Below are 17,895 nucleotides of genomic sequence, written 5' to 3' on the forward strand. Positions count from 1 at the left end.
GCTCAGAAAGATCAAAATTGTTCAGGGATCAATTAAATGGGCAATGCCCACCAATGCCCAACTCCGGTGAATTTGGGCAGAATTTGGGGTTGGAAACCAGCTTTTCCCACCGGACAAAATGCGTTCGCGTAGCGGCTCTTTTGGAGCATCGCATTCTGTAGTGCGATCGCACTCAGGTGAATTCGGCCAGGGTTGGGGGTTGCAAAGCACAAATGCCCACCGGACAAAATGCGTTCGCGTAGCGGCTCTTTTGGAGCATCGCACTAGAAAAATCTCCTGAGCCGGAGCGTCGAGCTAGGAAAGATGGTGAAGGTAAAACAGTTTTTTGAGTTTTCGGTGATGACGCAGGGAGTTAAACTAGGAAAATTTGTGGCATTGAATCGAGCTGCCGCCATTCACACTCAGGCTTTTGCTCACCTAGAGAGTATTGGAGGGAAGTGTGGGAGGTGTGCTAAGTTGGGACAGTTTGGGAAGTTTGGGAATTCGACTAATTTATAGTTATGAGAAATCCTAAAAAACAGTTAACACTATTATCATTGACTCACTACATGTTTGGGGGATTTTTTGGATTTTACTCCCTGTTTATACTAATGTTGTATATCCCTTTTGGTCTGTTCATGATTGGCGCAACTGACTCAATTCCTGCAGACTTATCAGGAGAGTTATCAGAGTGGTTTAAGTTATCACGAAATGTATCATCGGACTTGCCTGGCTATTTGCTAGTCATTTCTGGTGCCATACTTTTCATCCTTGGAGAAATATTTGCTTTTGCTATCATTCTCTCAGGATATATGCTCAGAAAAAGCCAGAATTACTGGTTTTCGTTTATGATAGCTTGTCTACTCTGCTGGTTCAGACCATTTGGCACAATTATTGGAATTTTAACGATTGTTGTTCTATCTCGGCAATCTGTAAAAAAATTATATCCTTTTAAGTATTAAAAGGGAATAGGGAATCGGGAATCGGGAGTCGGGAATCGGGAATCGGGAATCGGGAATCGGGAGTCGGGAGTCGGGGTGCATCTCATATTTGTAAAAAAGAAGGGAAGTGTGGAAAGTGTGGGGAGTGTGGGAATTTTATTAGAATTTTTGCCTAATTTCATGCATTGAGATGCACCCGGGAGTAGGGAGTAGGTAACAAAAATTATCACAATTCATTTAGGTACCCTATCGTGTGGATTAAATTGGATGCGTTCGCGTAGCGGCTCTTTTGGAGCATCGCACTATTCCTGATTCCCGATTCCCTACTCCCGATTCCCTGTTCCCTACTCCCTACTCCCTACTCCCTATTCCCGACCATGAGGTTTAAGGAGACTAGCCAAATCAGGACCACTGGGAATAATTCCACCTGGATTGAGGGGGAACAGATTGCCGTAGTAATCCCGCTTGACATCCTCTAAGCTACAAGTATCAGCAACTCCGGGAAGCTGATACAAGTCACGGAGGTAGGGGCCTAAGTTATCGTAGTCCTGAATTCTGAAACGGTTGCACTTGAACAATCCATAATAAACCACATCAAAACGGAACAGAGTAGTAAATAGACGCACATCTGCCAGGGTTACCCTATCCCCACACAGGTATCTACTGGTCTCCAAGGCTCGATCAATCTTATCCAAGGTTGTGAATAGCTGATCGCAAGCTTTCTCATAAGCCTCTTGGGTCTGGGCAAAACCGCAGCGATAGACTCCATTATTCACAGCGTGGTAGATAGTCTCATTCCACCCATCAATGGTTTCCTTCAGTTCCTCTGGATAAAGGTCTAGGGTAGGATTAGTCGCAAACTCATTGAACTGTGAGTTCAGGATTACGATAATTTCTGCACTCTCATTGTTGACAATGGTTTTGCTCTGTTTATCCCACAGCACTGGAACTGTGCAACGACCGTTGTAGCCTGTTTTTGCCAGCTCGTAAAGCTCAGGAAGGGTGTCGCAGCCTTCTTGCTGCTGATTAAATACCCAAATCCCCTGATTGGAAGAAGGAGAGGCAATGAATACCGGTATTGCCTCTTGGAGTCCTTTGAGTGCCCTTACCACTAGAGTGCGGTGCGCCCAAGGACAACCGAGTCCTACAAAAAGACAGTAGCGTCCTGCTTCCGGTTGGTAAGGATTCTCTGCTTCTGTCCCGATAAAATTCCTAAACTGGCTGGCAGGGCGAATGTACTCTCCAGAATTATTCCGTGGAGCCAGCTTAGACATCATCATTTGCCAGAGAGTTGTCCAGACAAATTTTCCCAACCTGATGATTAGTGTTGGCGGGAGTGACTTGCCTTTCTTCTTAGTTTCAGCAGCTCCGGTCATGATCGGAATTTAGTAAGACATCTCTAAGATACCAACAAATTCTGACCAGTGGCCTGATTACCCTAGTAGTGCTGAAAAAGAACCCTAACTTACCGTGTTGAAGTCAGGGCTCTTTTTCAGTCAAATCTTCTGGTTTTCCCAACCAAACTAACGTCTGTTACGATTCTTCTCCCTTAGAATTATCCTCTGAATCGATCTTTGGTACCCAATTAGGAGTTTCTGACCCTTCCCAACCAGCAGGACGTTTAGAGTTGTACCAGGCAATGGAGCCAATCACAACTGCTGCCACAAAACCCACAACATACACTAGGGTAAACCACAAGGGAAAACTGCCTGCTTCCATCAATACATACATAGCCGGTTTAGATTTTCTGGTATTTCCGTTATGGTACCATCCAGCCTGATGGCTTCGATACCGTAAGCTATCAGCTATCAGCTTTCAGCCATCAGCTTTCAGCTTTCAGCTTTCAGCTTTCAGCTTTCAGCTATCAGCTTTCAGCTTTCAGCTTTCAGTATTGAGCTATCAGCTTTCAGCTTATGGCTTAGGTCACAGGGTCGAAGCCTGTGCCACAAAGCTGTTCGCGCAGCGTGGGCCAAAAGCCCACGGCTGATGGCTGACCGCTGACCGCTGACCGCTGATGGCTGACCGCTGACCGCTGATGGCTGACCGCTGACCGCTGACCGCTGACCGCTGATAGCTGAATGCTTACTCGATACCTACTTTCTAGCTGCTGGGGGAGCTAACGGACCTCCTGCTGGCCTGCGTTGAGGCTTAGGACGAGCCACCGGTTTAGGAGCAACTCTGGGTGCTGGTGCTGGTCTGCGCCTTGCTCGTGCTGGTGCTGGTCTGCGCCTTGCTCGTGCTGGTGCATACCTGCGCTTGGCTGGTGCTGACCGTCTCGGGGCAGTGTTTCTAGGCGTATAGCGTCTGGTGGTACTTTTACGGGGATAAGACCGTTTAGTTGTAGCTTTGCGACGGTAATACCGTTTGGGTTGAGAGTTCTTCCTAGACACCCTGACCCGACTACTACGCCGCCGTGTAGAACTGGCTCTTCTAGTTGAACTACCTCGTCTTGAACTAGTTCTTCTCCTTGACCGAGTTGTGGAAGCGGTAACGGTAGTGGGAACAAATTTTTTGTTAATAACTCGTTTGGGTTTAATCGGCTGAGCTTCAATGGTAGCTTCCCGACCTGATAACTTCCTGGGGCGCTCAGTAAAGGACTCACGGTCTAAGTCTTCGATTACCTCCAACATGAACCGACGCCAGGTGGCAGCAGCAGTTGCACTAGACCCTCTGGTAGGCTTGTTATCATCATTACCTAACCAAACCCCAGCTACTAATTGGGGAATATAGCCCACAAACCAGAGGTCACGGGCATCATCCGTAGTGCCGGTTTTGCCAACTGCTGGTCGTCCAATTTGAGCCGCTGTCCCGGTACCCCCGGTAACCACACCCCTGAGCATCCAGGTCACAATGGCTGCTGTTTCTGCATCAATAGCTCGCTCACCCTCGAGTTTGTGGTCGTAAATCACGTTACCGTGCTGGTCAATAATGCGGCGAATTCCATGAGCATCGTGGTGAATGCCTTGGGCGGCTAAGGTGCCATAGGAACTGGTGAGTTCTAACAGGTTTACCTCAGATGCTCCTAGGGCGAGGGAGTAGGTGGGATGGAGTTTGGATTTAATCCCCATTTTTTGAGCCAGCTTGATAATCGGCTCCCAGCCCACATCCACTAGGGTTTTGACGGCTACCACATTCACCGAAGAAATCAGGGCATCCCGCACTGAGATCGAACCCCGGAATCTCTCACTGTAGTTTTTAGGTTCGTAACCATCTACTATATATCCCGCATCCATGTAGCCTTTATAGGGAGACATCCCTGTTGCTAGTGCTGCGGCATACACGAATGTTTTGAATGTAGAACCAGGCTGACGCTGAGCTTGGGTGACCCGATTGAGGTAATTATTGCTATCTAGGTCATTAAAATCCTTACCCCCGACCATGGCTTTGATCTGACCATTGCGGGGATCCACGGCAACTAGTGCAGCTTGTCCAAACCGCTGGTACCGACCATAGGTTTTCATGGTCTTTTGGACAGCAGTTTCAGCGGCATCTTGCCACTCTAAATTAATTGTAGTTTCAATGGTCAGCCCTTTCTTACCCAGTACTTCTTTGGAAACGTATTTGGGCAATTCTTGTTGAATATATTCCGTGAAATAAAAGGCTTTACGCTCCAGTCGCTTCGGTTGGCTTGCCTTAATACTCAGGGGCTCGGCCATGGCTTTGTCGGCTTCAGCCTGGGAGATGTACCCATTTTCCAACATCCGCTGCAATACTACATCACGACGTTCTTTGGCTGCTTTTTGCCTAGAGCTATTGATTTTGCCCTCCAACAATGGCGAGTAAACACTAGGAGCTGGGGGTAATCCCGCCAGTGTTGCCATTTCTCCCAAGGTCAGGTCTTTTACGGGTTTACTAAAATAGACCCAAGCCGCATCAGCAATCCCGTAAGCACCGGAACCCAAATAGACTAAGTTTAAATAGCGCTCCAGGATTTGATCTTTGCTCAAATCCTGCTCAATTTTCTGCGCCATGCGCATTTCTTTGAGTTTGCGTACGATGCTGCGTTCGTGATCAAAGTAGACAATTCTAGCGAGTTGCTGGGTAATCGTGCTACCACCTTCTACTACTCCCCCAGCTTTGAGGTTAGCCACAGTAGCACGGAGAATACCCTGGGAATCTACCCCTTTATGCTCTTTAAAGCGTTGGTCTTCAATAGCAATGAAGGCTTCCATCAGGGTTTCGGGTATTTCCCAAATCTTGAGGGTCTCATGGCTAGCTGGCCCAATTTGCTGGATAATAGTGCTGTCGGCAGCTTTAATCGTGATGGTGCCATCTCGAACATAGGTCAAGACATCCTTAGTAGAATCTGGCAGAGAGCTTTCTAGCTTTTGCCAACCCCAACCCAATGCGATCGCACTGCCACCCACCCCTAGTCCGATCCAAAACCAGGAGCGACGATAGATTGCTTTTGGTCCGATTAGCGGTTTGATAACCGTAGTAGATACACGCTTGATTCCGTTTAGAGTTTGGGCAACTACCCTCGACCGCTTCCGCCGTCTTGGCTTTGATGAGGGGTGCTTGCCATCATTAGACGCAACACTCCCATTCTTATCCGATTTCTCCGTCAGTTTCTTTGAGGGATTCGGAGGGTTGTGACTATGTCGATCTTGGGGCTTCGGGGAAAATATTGACACATCAACTCCTTAGCAATACAAAAGCAGCCATAACTTTTTGTCTTATAACTTGTTGTCTATTTTAGGGCTTGAAATCTTAATTTAGTGGATCTGTCACTTTTTTCCTTCTGCTTGGGGAAAATCCGGATTTCTACGTACTAGGTAAGCATTCAGCTATCAGCTATCAGCTATCAGCTTTTGAATAAAACAGGTAAGCAAAAGTTTAATCTGAGTTACCTCTGCTGGGATGGGATTCATAGTCTTTGGCTAATAGTTAAGTTAAGATCTTCTGCCCGTAACAGCTGATCTTCAAGTTCACTGGCTGAACCCATAGCAATTTGAAGGAAACGGGCTAGTTCGGCAACTCCGTTCCCTTAAGCATTAAGCTGACTGCTGACAGCTGACGGCACCTCAAGTAGCACCATCTGTAGCCCATATGCTTACTCATGAACCAAGCATAATGAAAATATTAAACTAAACCTTATTTTTTGCTATTCTTCAACATTATTCGTCCTCTTTAAACCCTGTGGTATTTTCCTCCGAGCGTCTTCTGTTTACACCAGCCACTCCTGACGACCATGCTATTCCTACTATTTTTGCCTTTCCTAATCAATACAACATCGGTATTACTAGTCTCGGCTATCAGATAGTGTGGGCATCTCTAGCCTTGCGCCCTGACCTAATGGTCAGCCGCTTGTTCACGGATTACCATGAGCCATTACCGAGACAGCCAGAATTACTTGGTTATTCTATATCATGGGAATTGGATTATGTCAATATCTTAGCGGGATTGGAATTTTTGGAGATACCCCTATACTCAGCACAACGGGACTCTAGCCATCCCCTAGTGTTTGGTGGCGGTCCCGTGTTAACGGCTAATCCAGAACCCTTTGCTGACTTCTTTGATGTGATTTTGCTCGGAGATGGGGAAATCCTGCTAGATAATTTTATCGATGCTTATCAAGAGGTTCGCACTGCTGAACGTAATACTCAACTGCAGCATCTGGCCCAAGTCCCTGGAGTCTATATACCCAGTCTATATCAGGTAACCTACCATGACCTAACGAGTGCGATCGCATCCATTCAACCAGTGTCTGATCAGATTCCTACCACGGTATCTAAACAGACCTATCGGGGCAATACCCTGTCTGCTTCCACAGTGGTCACCGAAAAAGCGGCTTGGGAAAACATCTACATGGTAGAAGTGGTGCGCAGTTGTCCAGAGATGTGTCGCTTCTGTCTGGCCAGTTACCTCACTTTACCATTTCGTACTCCTAGCGCGATCGATTCTTTGATTCCAGCTATAGAACGGGGATTAAAGGTAACAGACCGGATTGGCTTACTGGGAGCATCAGTCACCCAGCATCCCGAGTTTGATGTGTTGTTAGATTACCTAAATCAGCCACAATACGACCATGTGCGCTTGAGTATTGCCTCAGTGCGAACCAATACAGTAACGGAAAAGCTTGCCCAAACCCTAACTAAACGTAACACCCGTTCGATTACGATTGCAGTGGAAAGTGGCTCACAACGGTTGCGCGAGATTATTAATAAGAAGCTCAGCAATGACGAAATTATCCAGGCAGCAGTGAATGCTAAAGCAGGGGGATTAAAACGTCTCAAAATCTATGGGATGGTAGGAGTTCCGGGAGAGGAAATAGCAGATGTTGAAGAAACTGTAGGGATGATGGAACAGATTAAGAGAGCAGCCCCCGGTCTAGGCTTAACCCTCGGATGCTCCACCTTTGTTCCCAAAGCTCATACACCCTTTCAGTGGTTTGGTGTCAATCCCCAAGCCCAGAAGCGCCTCAAGTTATTGCAGAAAAAATTGCGATCGCAAGCCATAGACTTTCGACCAGAAAGCTACAACTGGTCAGTAATTCAAGCACTGATTTCCCGAGGGGATCGTCGCTTATCCCAACTCTTAGAACTAACCAGGCATTATGGGGATTCCTTAGGCAGTTTCCGCCGTGCCTTTAAACAATTGCGAGGACAGTTACCTGAACTAGACTTCTACGTCTATACCGACTGGTCAACAGAGCAAGTGTTGCCTTGGAGTCATCTGCTTGGGCCACTTCCCCAGGCCACCTTGCTCAAGCACTTAGGTGCTGCTACAGCCCTGGGGGTAGGGCATGGGGAATAGGGCGTGTGGGAAGTGTGGGAAGTGTGGGAAGTGTGGGGCGGGGGCGCGGGAAGTGTGGGGCGTGTGGGGGGAGGGGGAGAGAGCGCGGGAGGTGTATGAAGTGCTCCCGCAAACCATTGCACACAGCCCCTCCCCATTCTCGACAGCATCAAGATAATAAGCTGATGTCCATTTAAATTGGTTATTACCTATTCCCTATTCCCTGTTCCCTATTCCCTGTTCCCTTTGATTAATTTAGGTATCCCAATCTAAATGCTGAACAGCTTACTAATGCTGCTAGGTCTAAGGTTTTTTAATCAATCTTGTCCCAACTCCTGGAAAATTCCATTCCAGCTGCATGTGCAAGACAGTGCCAGGAGGACGACCAGCCACCAGTGGTACAGGAACAGCACCATATAAAATATGATCCGAGTGCAGGTGAGTGATGATTGATAATAGCCTGTTACCATCAATCCCTTTCTTAGCAGCCTCAGGAGGACAGAAATTCAATTGTCTGCTAAAAACCGCATTTCCTCGACTATTGGTGACGTAAGCATTTGGTACTCCACCAAATGGTTGCGGGAATATATTGCCATCGGCAGTATACCACATCGCCCAGACCGTGTACACCCGATTCGGGATCAGATTGTTTAGTCGGACTCTGACCCTGTTGTTTCCCCTAGAATCGCAATTAATTTGCATTTGTCCAGAAGCCTTAAACCAATCCGCTACAGTAATCGGATTTGGAGATTCCGGATTAGACTGAGAGCGAGAAACTACCGGAGCATCTAATTGAAATGGCAGTGGAGTTCGTACGGAGAGATCTCCTGAAACCCAGGTATCGATTTGACGCAGAGGTACGTTGACAGCCCCAGGGTCAGTGGTTTCAAGGTCAAAAACTGGGAAAATTGTTTCCAAGAAAGGATCCACGATTGATGCCAAAACAGCATCCTTTCGTGTCGAAGCAGTCAGAGGCAGAGGCTCCTTACCATTGGGGTTGTAGATACCCATTGTTGTTGCTCCTGCCAAGTTCAGGGGAGCAGACAAGAAGTCCCACCGATATCTTGGTTTTCCAAAAAGCCGATTCCAGCCTGTTACCACCTCTGCCTCGATAGTAACGTTAGTGTTTCTCCTCCTCTGTGCTTCAGCTGGGTTAACCTGTGATAAAAAGGCAAAAAGGCTCAAAAAAAACAGAATTCCAAACTTTTTCATCACGGATTTCTTCTCCTAATTAAAAGACCTGTTGCAAACGTCAACTTTTGCCAGGTTGCTGTAGTTGCTATCCTAGTTATCAGCTTGTTTTTCAAAAGTTATGCAAAACCAGCGCTAAAAAATTAAAAATTTGCTCAGCAACCAACAAGCTGCCTTGAGGCGTTGCGTCAGTCTTTTCATGAATAGGAGTAGAGTGGGCATCCTGCCCGCCCCAAAAGATCAAGGGACAGGCAAGATGCCTATTCCACCTCACTCTTAAAATCATTCCATTATTAAGCAACGCCCGAAAAACAACATAGATCAAGGCAAAGACTTCAACCTAAAGTACTGATCTGAACCAGAGCACCAACGCCACACCCGCAGTCGCATCCAGCCGCTTGGGCACGCCCCCACTGGGATAGCATTGAATTTGAATGGGGTAGAGTAATCCGTGCGCTGCGAGACGGTGCCGATGGTGCAATCAAGAACTCATTCCCTGGTGCCACTACAATGGCATCGTCCGGGATATCTTCCGTGACCTCCACCGGTCCAAACACCAGCACCCTAGCACCAATCTTCACCCCCTTACGCACTGTCGGTCCAAACAACACAGTGCCGTTGCCAATGGTAACGTCATCCTCGATTTCCAGTGGACCATGGAGAACTACCCGATCACCGATAACGCATCTAGCTCCTACTCGGCAAGAGGTGAACGTTAGCTGATGAAGGCTTGAGTTTTTACCAATAGTGGTGCCTTTACCAACTGACACAGTGGGAGCCACATCACCGAGAATATAGCTCCCCTTACCAACCACTACTCCTGATGCCAACTGGCACCCTCCCAGGACAATAGCATCTTTATCGATCAGTTCGGGGGACTTTACCACAGGGACAACGAACCTTGCACCAGCTTCAGGACTGTTTGAGGGCGGTGCATTCAAGCCCACTCCCCCAGCATCGTCCGCTGGCGTGCTTGGAGTTGGTACTGGTGTTAGAGGTTCAAAGCGCTCAAAACCCAAGTCTCCCAGAGTCGCTTGACGTGCTGGGATGACTCCGGTCCCACGTCTATAAATACTTGGTGGAGCAACCGATAGCTTTCCAAAGGCTTGATCTAAATTAGGAAAGTCCTCCCCAGGATTGCGAGGATTGCCAGCAACATCAGAAAATGGGATGGTGCGTGCAGCGGCACGATAAAGTAAGTTGAATCCTCGGGCTAGTACTAAGTTTTCTTCATCGACATCAGCAAAGAATAGTGAAAATGGAGCAGGTACCGGAATGATATTGGGTTTAACATCAAGTTGGCTATAGATCCGTGCTCCAAACAACACTAGACTTGCTGGCGGAATCTTGATGGGTCGTCTCGGATTCTCTCCCAGAATCTGTGCTGCCAAACCAGTAAAGCTCGCGTCACCAATGTCGGCATTTTGAACGATCGCATTGATGCCCGTACCACAGGCTTGTCCGATCCGAACCCTTCCGACGAAGGTGACTCCATGGGCGGTGAAGGTTCCATCCCCCAATTCTAGGTTACCTCGACCCAAGGAGCGACCACGGAAGTTGAGCAATCGGGTATTGTCTTGCAAGTTAACAGCGTTACCAATTTTGGCAGAGGCACCCTTGAGGGTAACAAAAGCATCAATCAGGCTAGCGGCTCCCATCTTAAAGTTCCTAGTACCCACGACTGCACTGGGATGGATGAAACTGGTAAAGCCCACTGGTCCTACTGAGGATTTAGCCTGCTGTGCAGCAACTCCTTTCATCCCGCCTGGAATTACTGAGCCCACCGTGGCTGCTGTCGCACCTCCAAGTGCAGCTATCAGTAAATCCCGTCGCGAACAACTGAATCTAGTTAAATTATTGGTCATGCTACCCATGTATTAGCTTAAATCCCTGTCTTTTCAAAACTCGGGGGATGGTTGAATATAGAACACCTTTGTTCTGATCTGTTCTCATTCATGGTCACGGGTCAACTTGAATCGGTTTGACTGACGTCATTCTCAAACCGAAATCATGGTGCCCACTATGCATCCTGATCCGAATTATTGCCTGAGCTACTGACTTTTGGCGGAACTGATGTATGAGACCGGATTAATGTTAACCACACCACCAACCGCCCTTGGTCTCAGCTATGTATTAACTTTTAGCACACTTTATAAAGACACCGGTTAACGAGTTAAAATAACTTAACGTTAATCATTTTTAACAGAAAAGGTACCCTCAAGGGTACTGTCAAGCCAGGGGATGATCTGATAATTGCTACAATAGCAAAGGGAGCAGGGAGTAGGGAGCAGGGAGTAGGGAACAGGAAACAAAAATTTTCACAATTCATTTAGTAAGCCTAAATAAGGATTTGATCAAACCAAGTAATTACCCGATTTATGTGTATCCTATAGATAATAGGATTTGCAAAATTTGGGGTCAATATTTGTTGAAATATAGTAAAATAAAAAAGTAAATCAACTAGCTAATAATTATCGCTAAATAGCTAGTTATAATGTTAATAATTACCAGCTATGCTTGAAATCTTGAAAGGAATACAGAATACATGGCAAGATCTAGTCTTACCTGTAGATAAAAGAACAGATTGTTGGACAGTTAGCCAACAATTCCGTGATCATGTCAAACAATTTTTACCGAAAAAACAATATTCCTTATTAGAGGTGGGATGTTACAAGGGGCTGACGGCAAAGCACTTATCCGATCACTTTACTAAATATCTAGGTTTAGATGTTAACGATAGGTACCTCAGAGTAGCAAGATTAAACAATATTTTTAATTACCATGTCAAATTCCAAAGATTTGATGTGTATACTTCTGATTGGAATCAGTTAACCTTTCCTGCTGATGTGGTTTTAATAGATGCACGTCATAAATACGAGTATATCAAACAAGATATTGATAACTGTTTAAAGCGATTTAATAATGCATTGATAATTTTTGATGATTATGGAGCATGGGAAAGCGTCTATAGGGCAGTTAATGAAGCGATCGATGACGGTAAGTTAGAGGTAGTTAAAGAAATTGGAGTTGAGAAAGGTCAACAACTGTGGCCAGATCAAAATAATCCATACTCTTACACACATTTTGGATCAGAAGGATTGATTTGCCGTAGTAGTAGAGCGGTTTTCAATTAGGTTAGTTTTTGAGGGAGTAGGGAGTAGGGAGTAGGGAAGTCAGATTAGCTGCACCTAACATTCGACTCTAGGGTAGAGTAATATTTGTTCTCTACTTCGTTTATTCTGGTAGCGGCTTAGAGCATTGCTTTAGTGTGAGAGGGTAATGATGTGATCCCATTCCAGTTGAGATGGTAATCATGCGATCGCATTCCAGTTGAGATGGTAATCATGCGATCGCATTCCAGTTGAGATGGTAATTATGCGATCGCATTCCAGTTGAGATGGTAATTATGCGATCGCATTCCAGTTGAGATGGTAATCATGCGATCGCATTCCAGTTGAGATGGTAATCATGCGATCGCATTCCAGTTGAGATGGTAATCATGCGATCGCATTCCAGTTGAGATGGTAATCATGCGATCGCATTCCAGTTGAGATGGTAATCATGCGATCGCATTCCAGTTGAGATGGTAATTATGCGATCGCATTCCAGTTGAGATGGTAATCATGCGATCGCATTCCAGTTGAGATGGTAATCATGCGATCGCATTCCAGTTGAGATGGTAATCATGCGATCGCATTCCAGTTGAGATGGTAATCATGCGATCGCGTTACTGTTGACAGGGAAATTATGCGTTCGCGTAGCGGCTCTTTCAGAGAATCGTGTAGCAGATCCATTGGAGTTACCCCAGCCAAGCTGCGTGATCAAACCAAACGTGATTCAAGCATCTCTAACAACCTGCGAGAGCTCCTCGATTTTTGGCATTGCTGAGGGGCGGAATGAATATGAGTGGGGTGGTCATCCTGCCCGCGCGAAAATGAAACGGGCAAGATGCCCATTCCACCAAGATGCCCATTCCACCAAGATGCCCATTCCACCAAGATGCCCGTTCCACGGCAAGATGCCCGTTCCACAAAACTATTAAAATCATTCCATTATTAAGCAACGCCCAAAAAAAAAGGTACCCTCAAGGGTACTGTGAAGCCAGAGTTAGATCTGACATTCTAGAAATGTGTTGATTGAAATGAATTGCACCAAGAGGTAAAACCCATGCCTTACAAATACTATAACCCCTGTGTGTTCCAAGTTCCGATCAAATTAGAAGTACCCATTGTTCTCGACATCGCTGTCGCTGCTAAGCGTAAGTGTTTTGATAAATATGAGGAAATGGAGATCGAAGAGAACGGAGCGGCTACTGATCAGTCCCCCGAACCAGTTACCAGTTAGTCTCTTTAGGCATCTTTGAAAGGAATCTTTGACGGCTGGCTTTGAATTAGTTCATTTTTATTAATTTCTGCAATACCCCTAGGCTGATCAAGCCAGGTTTTTTTTAACAGCGTTGCTGAGTATGGGTATGATTTCGCCCCCCTAATATCAAGTCTGGTTGAATACCCATAATTAAGGAGAGGGTGGGAGGTGTGGGGAGATAGGGAGATTTTTATTAAGGGTAATTATCCTGACATGATATAACCCCCCAACTTTGGGTGGAACGAAACTCTCTTTCGTCCCCCAATTTTGGGGGATAATTGGGGCAGTAGCCAAATAATACCAAGAAATTCATACTTAAATTCAGCACCCAATTGAAAACTGCTATAATTTTTAATTATGCCCTTTGTAAGTAATCGGCATTAAATTTATCAGTATAAAAATTTGGTATTATTGAGCTTAAACATTGAGTAAAACCTATAGCATTATATATCAATATTTAGGCTATATAAAAACTATATATTAGTATTAAAAATGATACCAATTGTCCCCCCTACAGTTGAAGTATTAAAAGATATTGTCCTCGGTTTAATAGAAAATATTTATTCTAGATATGAGGTAAAAGAATGGATCATCGGCATGCAAAAAGAGCATTCTATAATCTTCCCTGGTTGCATGAGCTTCGGGATTAAAAATAGATTTGCTGAATTTGTGATGTTTGCTTTGTTCTGCATTAATGAGGTCGGGGTTGGAAAATTTGATAGTCCTGGTGAACAGTTTATTCGAGATGTAGATCTTGAAGAATATCTAGCTTGCTTAAACGAAGAAGATTGCACAGAAAGATCTGGAAATATTGTGAGACTCAGACCCCATCAGATCCAACCAGTTAAAAAAGTATACAATACTCTTGTGGGTATAGATTGTGGGAATGGGCAATTACTAAAAGATATAGGCGTTTTTCTAAATAGAGGTTATTTTCTTGATCTCAACGATTATCGAGAAGAAGCCTTAGTGGAATATTGTGGCTCACATTTTGTTTTATCTTACTCGCACAATAGAAATAACAATGATTTATATATCGAGGCCTTTGAAGGTGAAAAAGAAACTGTGGCGAAGCTATTAGTAGAACTTAATATATTACCTAATATGATTAAATGGGTCAATGACTTAATTGATAATGAAGTATGTAGATTGTGTAGGGTAGATGATAACAATAATACATTTGTTATGAAAACGTTTAGTTCTTATATTGAGGCTGAAATTGAGAGATATTCATATCAAAAAAAAGGACATAAACAAACCTATTATTTGGAGCGATATTATACCTAAAAACTTATTGGTAAACCGTTGGGATCTGGATAAAAAATACGGGCGTTGCTTAATTAAGGTCTGAAAAGATAACGATCAGGACCTGGAACATCCCAGAATCGGAGATAGTGAATCAGGAAACGAATGGAATATTTTAGCATTTCCTGGAATTTTGAAGTAAGCATTCAGCTATCAGCATTCAGCTATCAGCTTATGGGCTATGGGCACCCTTTGCGAACACCTGTTGAATAAAAGAGGTAAACATTTGTTTAATCTGAGTTAAGTCTGCTGACGGCTGACAACTGACGGCACCTCAAGCAGCGTGCGCGTAGCGCATATGCTTACATTTTCAATAACAAAGACTCTTGGGTTGTAGTCGCTCTAAATAATGTCTGATCTTTGGATTTTATCCTTCAATTATGGTCAGATAAGTCTGGCTTATTATCTAATACCCCTCATCACTAATATCAAGTCAGGTTGAATACCCATAATTAGAGGGAGGGTGGGAAGTCTGGGGAGATGGTCAGATGGTCAGATGGTCAGATGGGGGAGATTTTTATTAAGGGTAATTATCCCGACATGATATAAGTTAACTTTGCTTAAATTCTGGCCTAGGGTGGGTTAGGCGGCAAGTATTTTGAAAGCTCACCTTGTCTTGATGCAATAGCGAGTGGTTTTGGGTCTGTGTGGGTCACCTGCGGGAGCACCGCTGTTTGCCCCGTGGAAACCACGGCAGTTGCTCATGGGGGGAACCCCCTTTGGCCTCACTGCCTCCCCTTTGGCCAACTGCATCGCTTTAAGAGAGCTGTCCGCCGTAACCCACCAATAGTCAGCGACTTAAGCGGTGATTAGATTCACTCTGATAAACAGTCTCTTAGGCCATGAGCTGATCAGCTCAAAAAAAAGGTACCCTCAAGGGTACTGTGAAGCCAGAGTTAGATCTGACATTCTAGAAATGTGTTGATTGAAATGAATTGCACCAAGAGGTAAAACCCATGCCTTACAAATACTCTAACCCCTGTGTGTTCCAAGTTCCGATCAAATTAGAAGTACCCATTGTTCTCGACATCGCTGTCGCTGCTAAGCGCAAGTGCTTTGACAAATATGAGGAAATGGAGATCGAAGAGGCGGAAGGTAACGAAACTACTGAGTCACCCGCACCTCCTACCACTTAGTCCCTTTAGGCATCTTTGAAAGGAATCTTTAACGGCTGGCTTTGAATTAGTTCATAGTAATTAATCCCTGAAACCCCCCTAGGCTGATCAAGCCAGGGGATTTTTTTTGCCAGTCTCGTGCTTGCTTTTAGGGATCACGGAGGAGGGAGCAGGCAGCAGGTAGCAGCGATGCAGCGAGATCTTAGTGGTTTTCACGCCAGTTGCTCATCTCCCCATCTCCCCATCTCCCCATCTCCCCATCTCCCTACTCCCTATTCCCTATTCCCTATTCCCTATTCCCCGCCCACAAGACCACCATAGACCAGTTTCTCAACTGTCTGTACTATAAACAGTGCTAACTATGGAAAAATAAGGTTTTATTGCTGTCAGCTTTAGGACTACTTATAAAGTGGCACTGTCTCCAATCACTCCAACTGTTATTTCTATTTTACTAGTAAATAAGAAACCTTGATGATTGGAGAAAACAAATGAAAAAAGCAATCTTCTTATTAGCTACAGCTGCTGCAGTTACCGTCCCTACAACTGAGGCTTTTGCTCAGCATACTTTTCCTAGTGAGCGTTCCCACTGTCTAGCCACCCTAACTGCTAGCAACCCCGATTCTCGGATCACCTTACGTTCTGGACCAGGAACTAATTATAGAAGCTTGGGTTATGGTTTAGTGGGTGATAATGTCTACGTGCTGACAGGCACTCCTCCAGAGCCAGATTACAAAATAGACAGCTTTGGCTATGGTTGGCACAGAGTAGGTTTTCCAGTAAGTGGTGCCAAAGGATGGATTCGCGACGATTTACTCAAAGTCGAATGTGCTCCCATTAATGATTAAGTAGGTCTATAGGGAAAAAAGGTACCCTCAAGGGTACTGTAAAGCCAGGGTTAGATTTGACATTATATAAATGTGTTGATTGAAATTAATTGCACCAAGAGGTAAACCCCATGCCTTACAAATACCATAAACCCTGTGTGTTCCAAGTTCCGATCAAATTAGAAGTACCCATTGTGCTCGATCTAGCTGTAGGTGCTAAGCGTAAGTGCTTTACTAAATATGAGGAAATGGAGATCGAAGAGAACGGAGCGGGTACTGAGCCAGCCGAACCAGTTGCCACTTTGTATCCTTAGGAATCTTTGAAATGATTTTTTTACGGCTGGCTTTAAAATTCTGGGCATAAATTAATTCCTATCTCTCCTCTATATCCTCCCTCCTGAGCTCAGGAGGGAGGAGTTTTATTGTAGACCAAAACCTATATCCCCCCTAAGTTAGGCCAGACTATCATCAGTTGAAAAAAAGGTACCCTCAAGGGTACTGCCAAGCCAGGGTTAGATTTGACATTATATAAATGTGTTGATTGAAATTAATTACAGCAAGAGGTAAAACCCATGCCTTACAAATACCATAAACCCTGTGTGTTCCAAGTTCCGATCAAATTAGAGGTACCGATTGTGCTCGACCTAGCTGTAGGTGCTAAGCGTAAGTGCTTTACTAAGTATGAGGAAATGGAGATCGAAGAGAACGGAGCGGGTACTGATCCAGCCGAACCAGTTACCACTTAATCTCTTTAGCAATCTTTGACAGCTGGCTTTTAAATTCTGGGCATAAATTAAGTCCTATATCTCCTCCCTCCTGAGCTCAGGAGGGAGGAGTTTTATTGTAGACCTTAAGCGATAATCATGCCCACCAATACTGAACCAGATAAAAATCGTAGGGTGGGCATTGATCAGGAAGATTAAAATTAGTGAGCCTATAAATGAAATGGGCAATGCCCACCAATACCGAGGCTAAGTTATGGGAGACTATCATCAGCTCATAAAAGGTACCCTCAAGGGTACTGCCAAGCCAGAGTTAGATTTGACATTATATAAATGTGTTGATTGAAATTAATTAAAGCAAGAGGTAAAACCCATGCCTTACAAATACCATAAACCCTGTGTGTTCCAAGTTCCGATCAAATTAGAAGTACCGATTGTGCTCGACCTAGCTGTAGGTGCTAAGCGTAAGTGCTTTACTAAGTATGAGGAAATGGAGATCGAAGAGAACGGAGCGGGTACTGAGCCAGCCGAACCAGTTACCACTTAATCTCTTTAGCAATCTTTGACAGCTGGCTTTTAAATTCTGGGCATAAATTAATTCCTATCTCTCCTCTATATCCTCCCTCCTGAGCTCAGGAGGGAGGAGTTTTATTGTAGACCAAAACCTATATCCTCCCTAAGTTAGGCCAGACTATCATCAGTTGAAAAAAAGGTACCC

The 17,895-nt window shown here is 44.9% G+C and carries 21 protein-coding genes; 12 read left to right on the forward strand and 9 right to left on the reverse strand.

Annotation, left to right across the window (positions count from 1 at the left end; all coding sequences use genetic code 11):
* Window positions 1–21: 21 nt before the first annotated feature.
* Window positions 22–264: a hypothetical protein gene (locus F6K64_RS13380; protein ID WP_131827154.1), complete on the reverse strand. Its 243-nt coding sequence runs from the start codon at window positions 262–264 to the stop codon at window positions 22–24.
* Window positions 265–303: 39 nt separating this feature from the next.
* Here F6K64_RS13380 and F6K64_RS13385 point away from each other — a divergent pair, with 39 nt between their 5' ends.
* Complete coding sequence (locus tag F6K64_RS13385) at window positions 304–498, forward strand: hypothetical protein (RefSeq protein ID WP_287265569.1); 195 nt, start codon at window positions 304–306, stop codon at window positions 496–498.
* A 2-nt stretch (window positions 499–500) separates the two neighbouring features.
* Window positions 501–941, forward strand: a complete 441-nt coding sequence (locus tag F6K64_RS13390; RefSeq protein ID WP_071105795.1) for a hypothetical protein — start codon at window positions 501–503, stop codon at window positions 939–941.
* On the opposite strand, the gene F6K64_RS13395 is transcribed toward F6K64_RS13390, so the two are convergent.
* The 5 genes from F6K64_RS13395 to F6K64_RS38215 form a co-directional block, all read right to left on the reverse strand.
* Window positions 938–1,150 (reverse strand): hypothetical protein, encoded by a 213-nt coding sequence (locus tag F6K64_RS13395; protein WP_131827153.1) that lies wholly within the window; start codon window positions 1,148–1,150, stop codon window positions 938–940. The two genes, F6K64_RS13390 and F6K64_RS13395, sit on opposite strands and share 4 nt — an antisense overlap.
* 135 nt (window positions 1,151–1,285) lie before the next feature.
* Window positions 1,286–2,296 carry a glutathione S-transferase family protein gene (locus tag F6K64_RS13400; protein ID WP_287265571.1) on the reverse strand — a complete coding sequence of 337 codons (1,011 nt, stop codon included), beginning with the start codon at window positions 2,294–2,296 and terminating at the stop codon, window positions 1,286–1,288.
* 157 nt (window positions 2,297–2,453) lie between these two features.
* A complete protein-coding gene (gene psb35 / locus F6K64_RS13405; RefSeq protein WP_287265573.1) occupies window positions 2,454–2,651 on the reverse strand; it encodes a photosystem II assembly protein Psb35 in 198 nt (65 codons plus the stop codon).
* Between the two features lie 362 nt (window positions 2,652–3,013).
* Window positions 3,014–5,554, reverse strand: a complete 2,541-nt coding sequence (locus F6K64_RS13410) for a transglycosylase domain-containing protein (protein ID WP_287265574.1) — start codon at window positions 5,552–5,554, stop codon at window positions 3,014–3,016.
* Between the two features lie 233 nt (window positions 5,555–5,787).
* Entirely contained in the window at window positions 5,788–5,865 is a 78-nt protein-coding gene (locus tag F6K64_RS38215) for a hypothetical protein (protein WP_083374173.1), read from the reverse strand.
* Between the two features lie 194 nt (window positions 5,866–6,059).
* Here F6K64_RS38215 and F6K64_RS13415 point away from each other — a divergent pair, with 194 nt between their 5' ends.
* Window positions 6,060–7,676, forward strand: a complete 1,617-nt coding sequence (locus F6K64_RS13415; protein WP_071105792.1) for a B12-binding domain-containing radical SAM protein — start codon at window positions 6,060–6,062, stop codon at window positions 7,674–7,676.
* Between the two features lie 282 nt (window positions 7,677–7,958).
* Here the strand turns inward: F6K64_RS13415 and F6K64_RS13420 are convergent, their stop codons facing one another.
* Both F6K64_RS13420 and F6K64_RS13425 read right to left on the reverse strand, forming a co-directional pair.
* Window positions 7,959–8,870, reverse strand: a complete 912-nt coding sequence (locus F6K64_RS13420) for a hypothetical protein (protein ID WP_131827151.1) — start codon at window positions 8,868–8,870, stop codon at window positions 7,959–7,961.
* Window positions 8,871–9,181: 311 nt separating this feature from the next.
* Window positions 9,182–10,711 (reverse strand): LbetaH domain-containing protein, encoded by a 1,530-nt coding sequence (locus tag F6K64_RS13425; RefSeq protein ID WP_161603164.1) that lies wholly within the window; start codon window positions 10,709–10,711, stop codon window positions 9,182–9,184.
* A gap of 648 nt (window positions 10,712–11,359) precedes the next feature.
* Between F6K64_RS13425 and F6K64_RS13430 the strand changes: the two genes are divergently transcribed.
* Window positions 11,360–11,980, forward strand: coding sequence for a class I SAM-dependent methyltransferase (locus tag F6K64_RS13430; RefSeq protein WP_008184241.1), 621 nt, complete (start codon window positions 11,360–11,362; stop codon window positions 11,978–11,980).
* A 713-nt stretch (window positions 11,981–12,693) separates the two neighbouring features.
* Here the strand turns inward: F6K64_RS13430 and F6K64_RS13435 are convergent.
* Entirely contained in the window at window positions 12,694–12,894 is a 201-nt protein-coding gene (locus tag F6K64_RS13435) for a hypothetical protein (protein ID WP_287265577.1), read from the reverse strand.
* 119 nt (window positions 12,895–13,013) lie between these two features.
* Between F6K64_RS13435 and F6K64_RS13440 the strand changes: the two genes are divergently transcribed.
* From F6K64_RS13440 to F6K64_RS13475, 8 genes are all read left to right on the forward strand, one after another.
* Complete coding sequence (locus F6K64_RS13440) at window positions 13,014–13,190, forward strand: hypothetical protein (RefSeq protein ID WP_008184244.1); 177 nt, start codon at window positions 13,014–13,016, stop codon at window positions 13,188–13,190.
* A gap of 513 nt (window positions 13,191–13,703) precedes the next feature.
* Entirely contained in the window at window positions 13,704–14,498 is a 795-nt protein-coding gene (locus F6K64_RS13445) for a hypothetical protein (protein WP_008184254.1), read from the forward strand.
* A 974-nt stretch (window positions 14,499–15,472) separates the two neighbouring features.
* Window positions 15,473–15,652, forward strand: a complete 180-nt coding sequence (locus tag F6K64_RS13450; RefSeq protein WP_008184255.1) for a hypothetical protein — start codon at window positions 15,473–15,475, stop codon at window positions 15,650–15,652.
* A 168-nt stretch (window positions 15,653–15,820) separates the two neighbouring features.
* On the forward strand, window positions 15,821–15,952 hold the full coding sequence (locus F6K64_RS13455; RefSeq protein ID WP_267872029.1) for a hypothetical protein: 132 nt from the start codon (window positions 15,821–15,823) through the stop codon (window positions 15,950–15,952).
* Window positions 15,953–16,119: 167 nt separating this feature from the next.
* Window positions 16,120–16,476 (forward strand): SH3 domain-containing protein, encoded by a 357-nt coding sequence (locus F6K64_RS13460; protein WP_008184256.1) that lies wholly within the window; start codon window positions 16,120–16,122, stop codon window positions 16,474–16,476.
* A 110-nt stretch (window positions 16,477–16,586) separates the two neighbouring features.
* A complete protein-coding gene (locus F6K64_RS13465) occupies window positions 16,587–16,769 on the forward strand; it encodes a hypothetical protein (protein WP_008184257.1) in 183 nt (60 codons plus the stop codon).
* A gap of 258 nt (window positions 16,770–17,027) precedes the next feature.
* Window positions 17,028–17,201: a hypothetical protein gene (locus tag F6K64_RS13470; RefSeq protein ID WP_271968696.1), complete on the forward strand. Its 174-nt coding sequence runs from the start codon at window positions 17,028–17,030 to the stop codon at window positions 17,199–17,201.
* Window positions 17,202–17,550: 349 nt separating this feature from the next.
* A complete protein-coding gene (locus F6K64_RS13475; RefSeq protein ID WP_008184276.1) occupies window positions 17,551–17,724 on the forward strand; it encodes a hypothetical protein in 174 nt (57 codons plus the stop codon).
* Window positions 17,725–17,895 lie beyond the last annotated feature (171 nt).

The organism is Moorena sp. SIO3A2 (genome assembly GCF_010672265.1).
GTDB classification, from domain to species: domain Bacteria; phylum Cyanobacteriota; class Cyanobacteriia; order Cyanobacteriales; family Coleofasciculaceae; genus Moorena; species Moorena producens.

Coding starts and splice junctions, on each gene's coding strand:
- F6K64_RS13385 (WP_287265569.1), top strand. CDS start 304: ATGGTGAAGGTAAAACAGTTTTTTGAGTTTTCGGTGATGACGCAGGGA.
- F6K64_RS13390 (WP_071105795.1), top strand. CDS start 501: ATGAGAAATCCTAAAAAACAGTTAACACTATTATCATTGACTCACTAC.
- F6K64_RS13400 (WP_287265571.1), bottom strand. CDS start 2,296: ATGACCGGAGCTGCTGAAACTAAGAAGAAAGGCAAGTCACTCCCGCCA.
- psb35 (WP_287265573.1), bottom strand. CDS start 2,651: ATGTATGTATTGATGGAAGCAGGCAGTTTTCCCTTGTGGTTTACCCTA.
- F6K64_RS38215 (WP_083374173.1), bottom strand. CDS start 5,865: ATGGGTTCAGCCAGTGAACTTGAAGATCAGCTGTTACGGGCAGAAGAT.
- F6K64_RS13425 (WP_161603164.1), bottom strand. CDS start 10,711: ATGACCAATAATTTAACTAGATTCAGTTGTTCGCGACGGGATTTACTG.
- F6K64_RS13430 (WP_008184241.1), top strand. CDS start 11,360: ATGCTTGAAATCTTGAAAGGAATACAGAATACATGGCAAGATCTAGTC.
- F6K64_RS13435 (WP_287265577.1), bottom strand. CDS start 12,894: ATGATTTTAATAGTTTTGTGGAACGGGCATCTTGCCGTGGAACGGGCA.
- F6K64_RS13440 (WP_008184244.1), top strand. CDS start 13,014: ATGCCTTACAAATACTATAACCCCTGTGTGTTCCAAGTTCCGATCAAA.
- F6K64_RS13445 (WP_008184254.1), top strand. CDS start 13,704: ATGATACCAATTGTCCCCCCTACAGTTGAAGTATTAAAAGATATTGTC.
- F6K64_RS13450 (WP_008184255.1), top strand. CDS start 15,473: ATGCCTTACAAATACTCTAACCCCTGTGTGTTCCAAGTTCCGATCAAA.
- F6K64_RS13455 (WP_267872029.1), top strand. CDS start 15,821: ATGCAGCGAGATCTTAGTGGTTTTCACGCCAGTTGCTCATCTCCCCAT.
- F6K64_RS13460 (WP_008184256.1), top strand. CDS start 16,120: ATGAAAAAAGCAATCTTCTTATTAGCTACAGCTGCTGCAGTTACCGTC.
- F6K64_RS13465 (WP_008184257.1), top strand. CDS start 16,587: ATGCCTTACAAATACCATAAACCCTGTGTGTTCCAAGTTCCGATCAAA.
- F6K64_RS13470 (WP_271968696.1), top strand. CDS start 17,028: ATGCCTTACAAATACCATAAACCCTGTGTGTTCCAAGTTCCGATCAAA.
- F6K64_RS13475 (WP_008184276.1), top strand. CDS start 17,551: ATGCCTTACAAATACCATAAACCCTGTGTGTTCCAAGTTCCGATCAAA.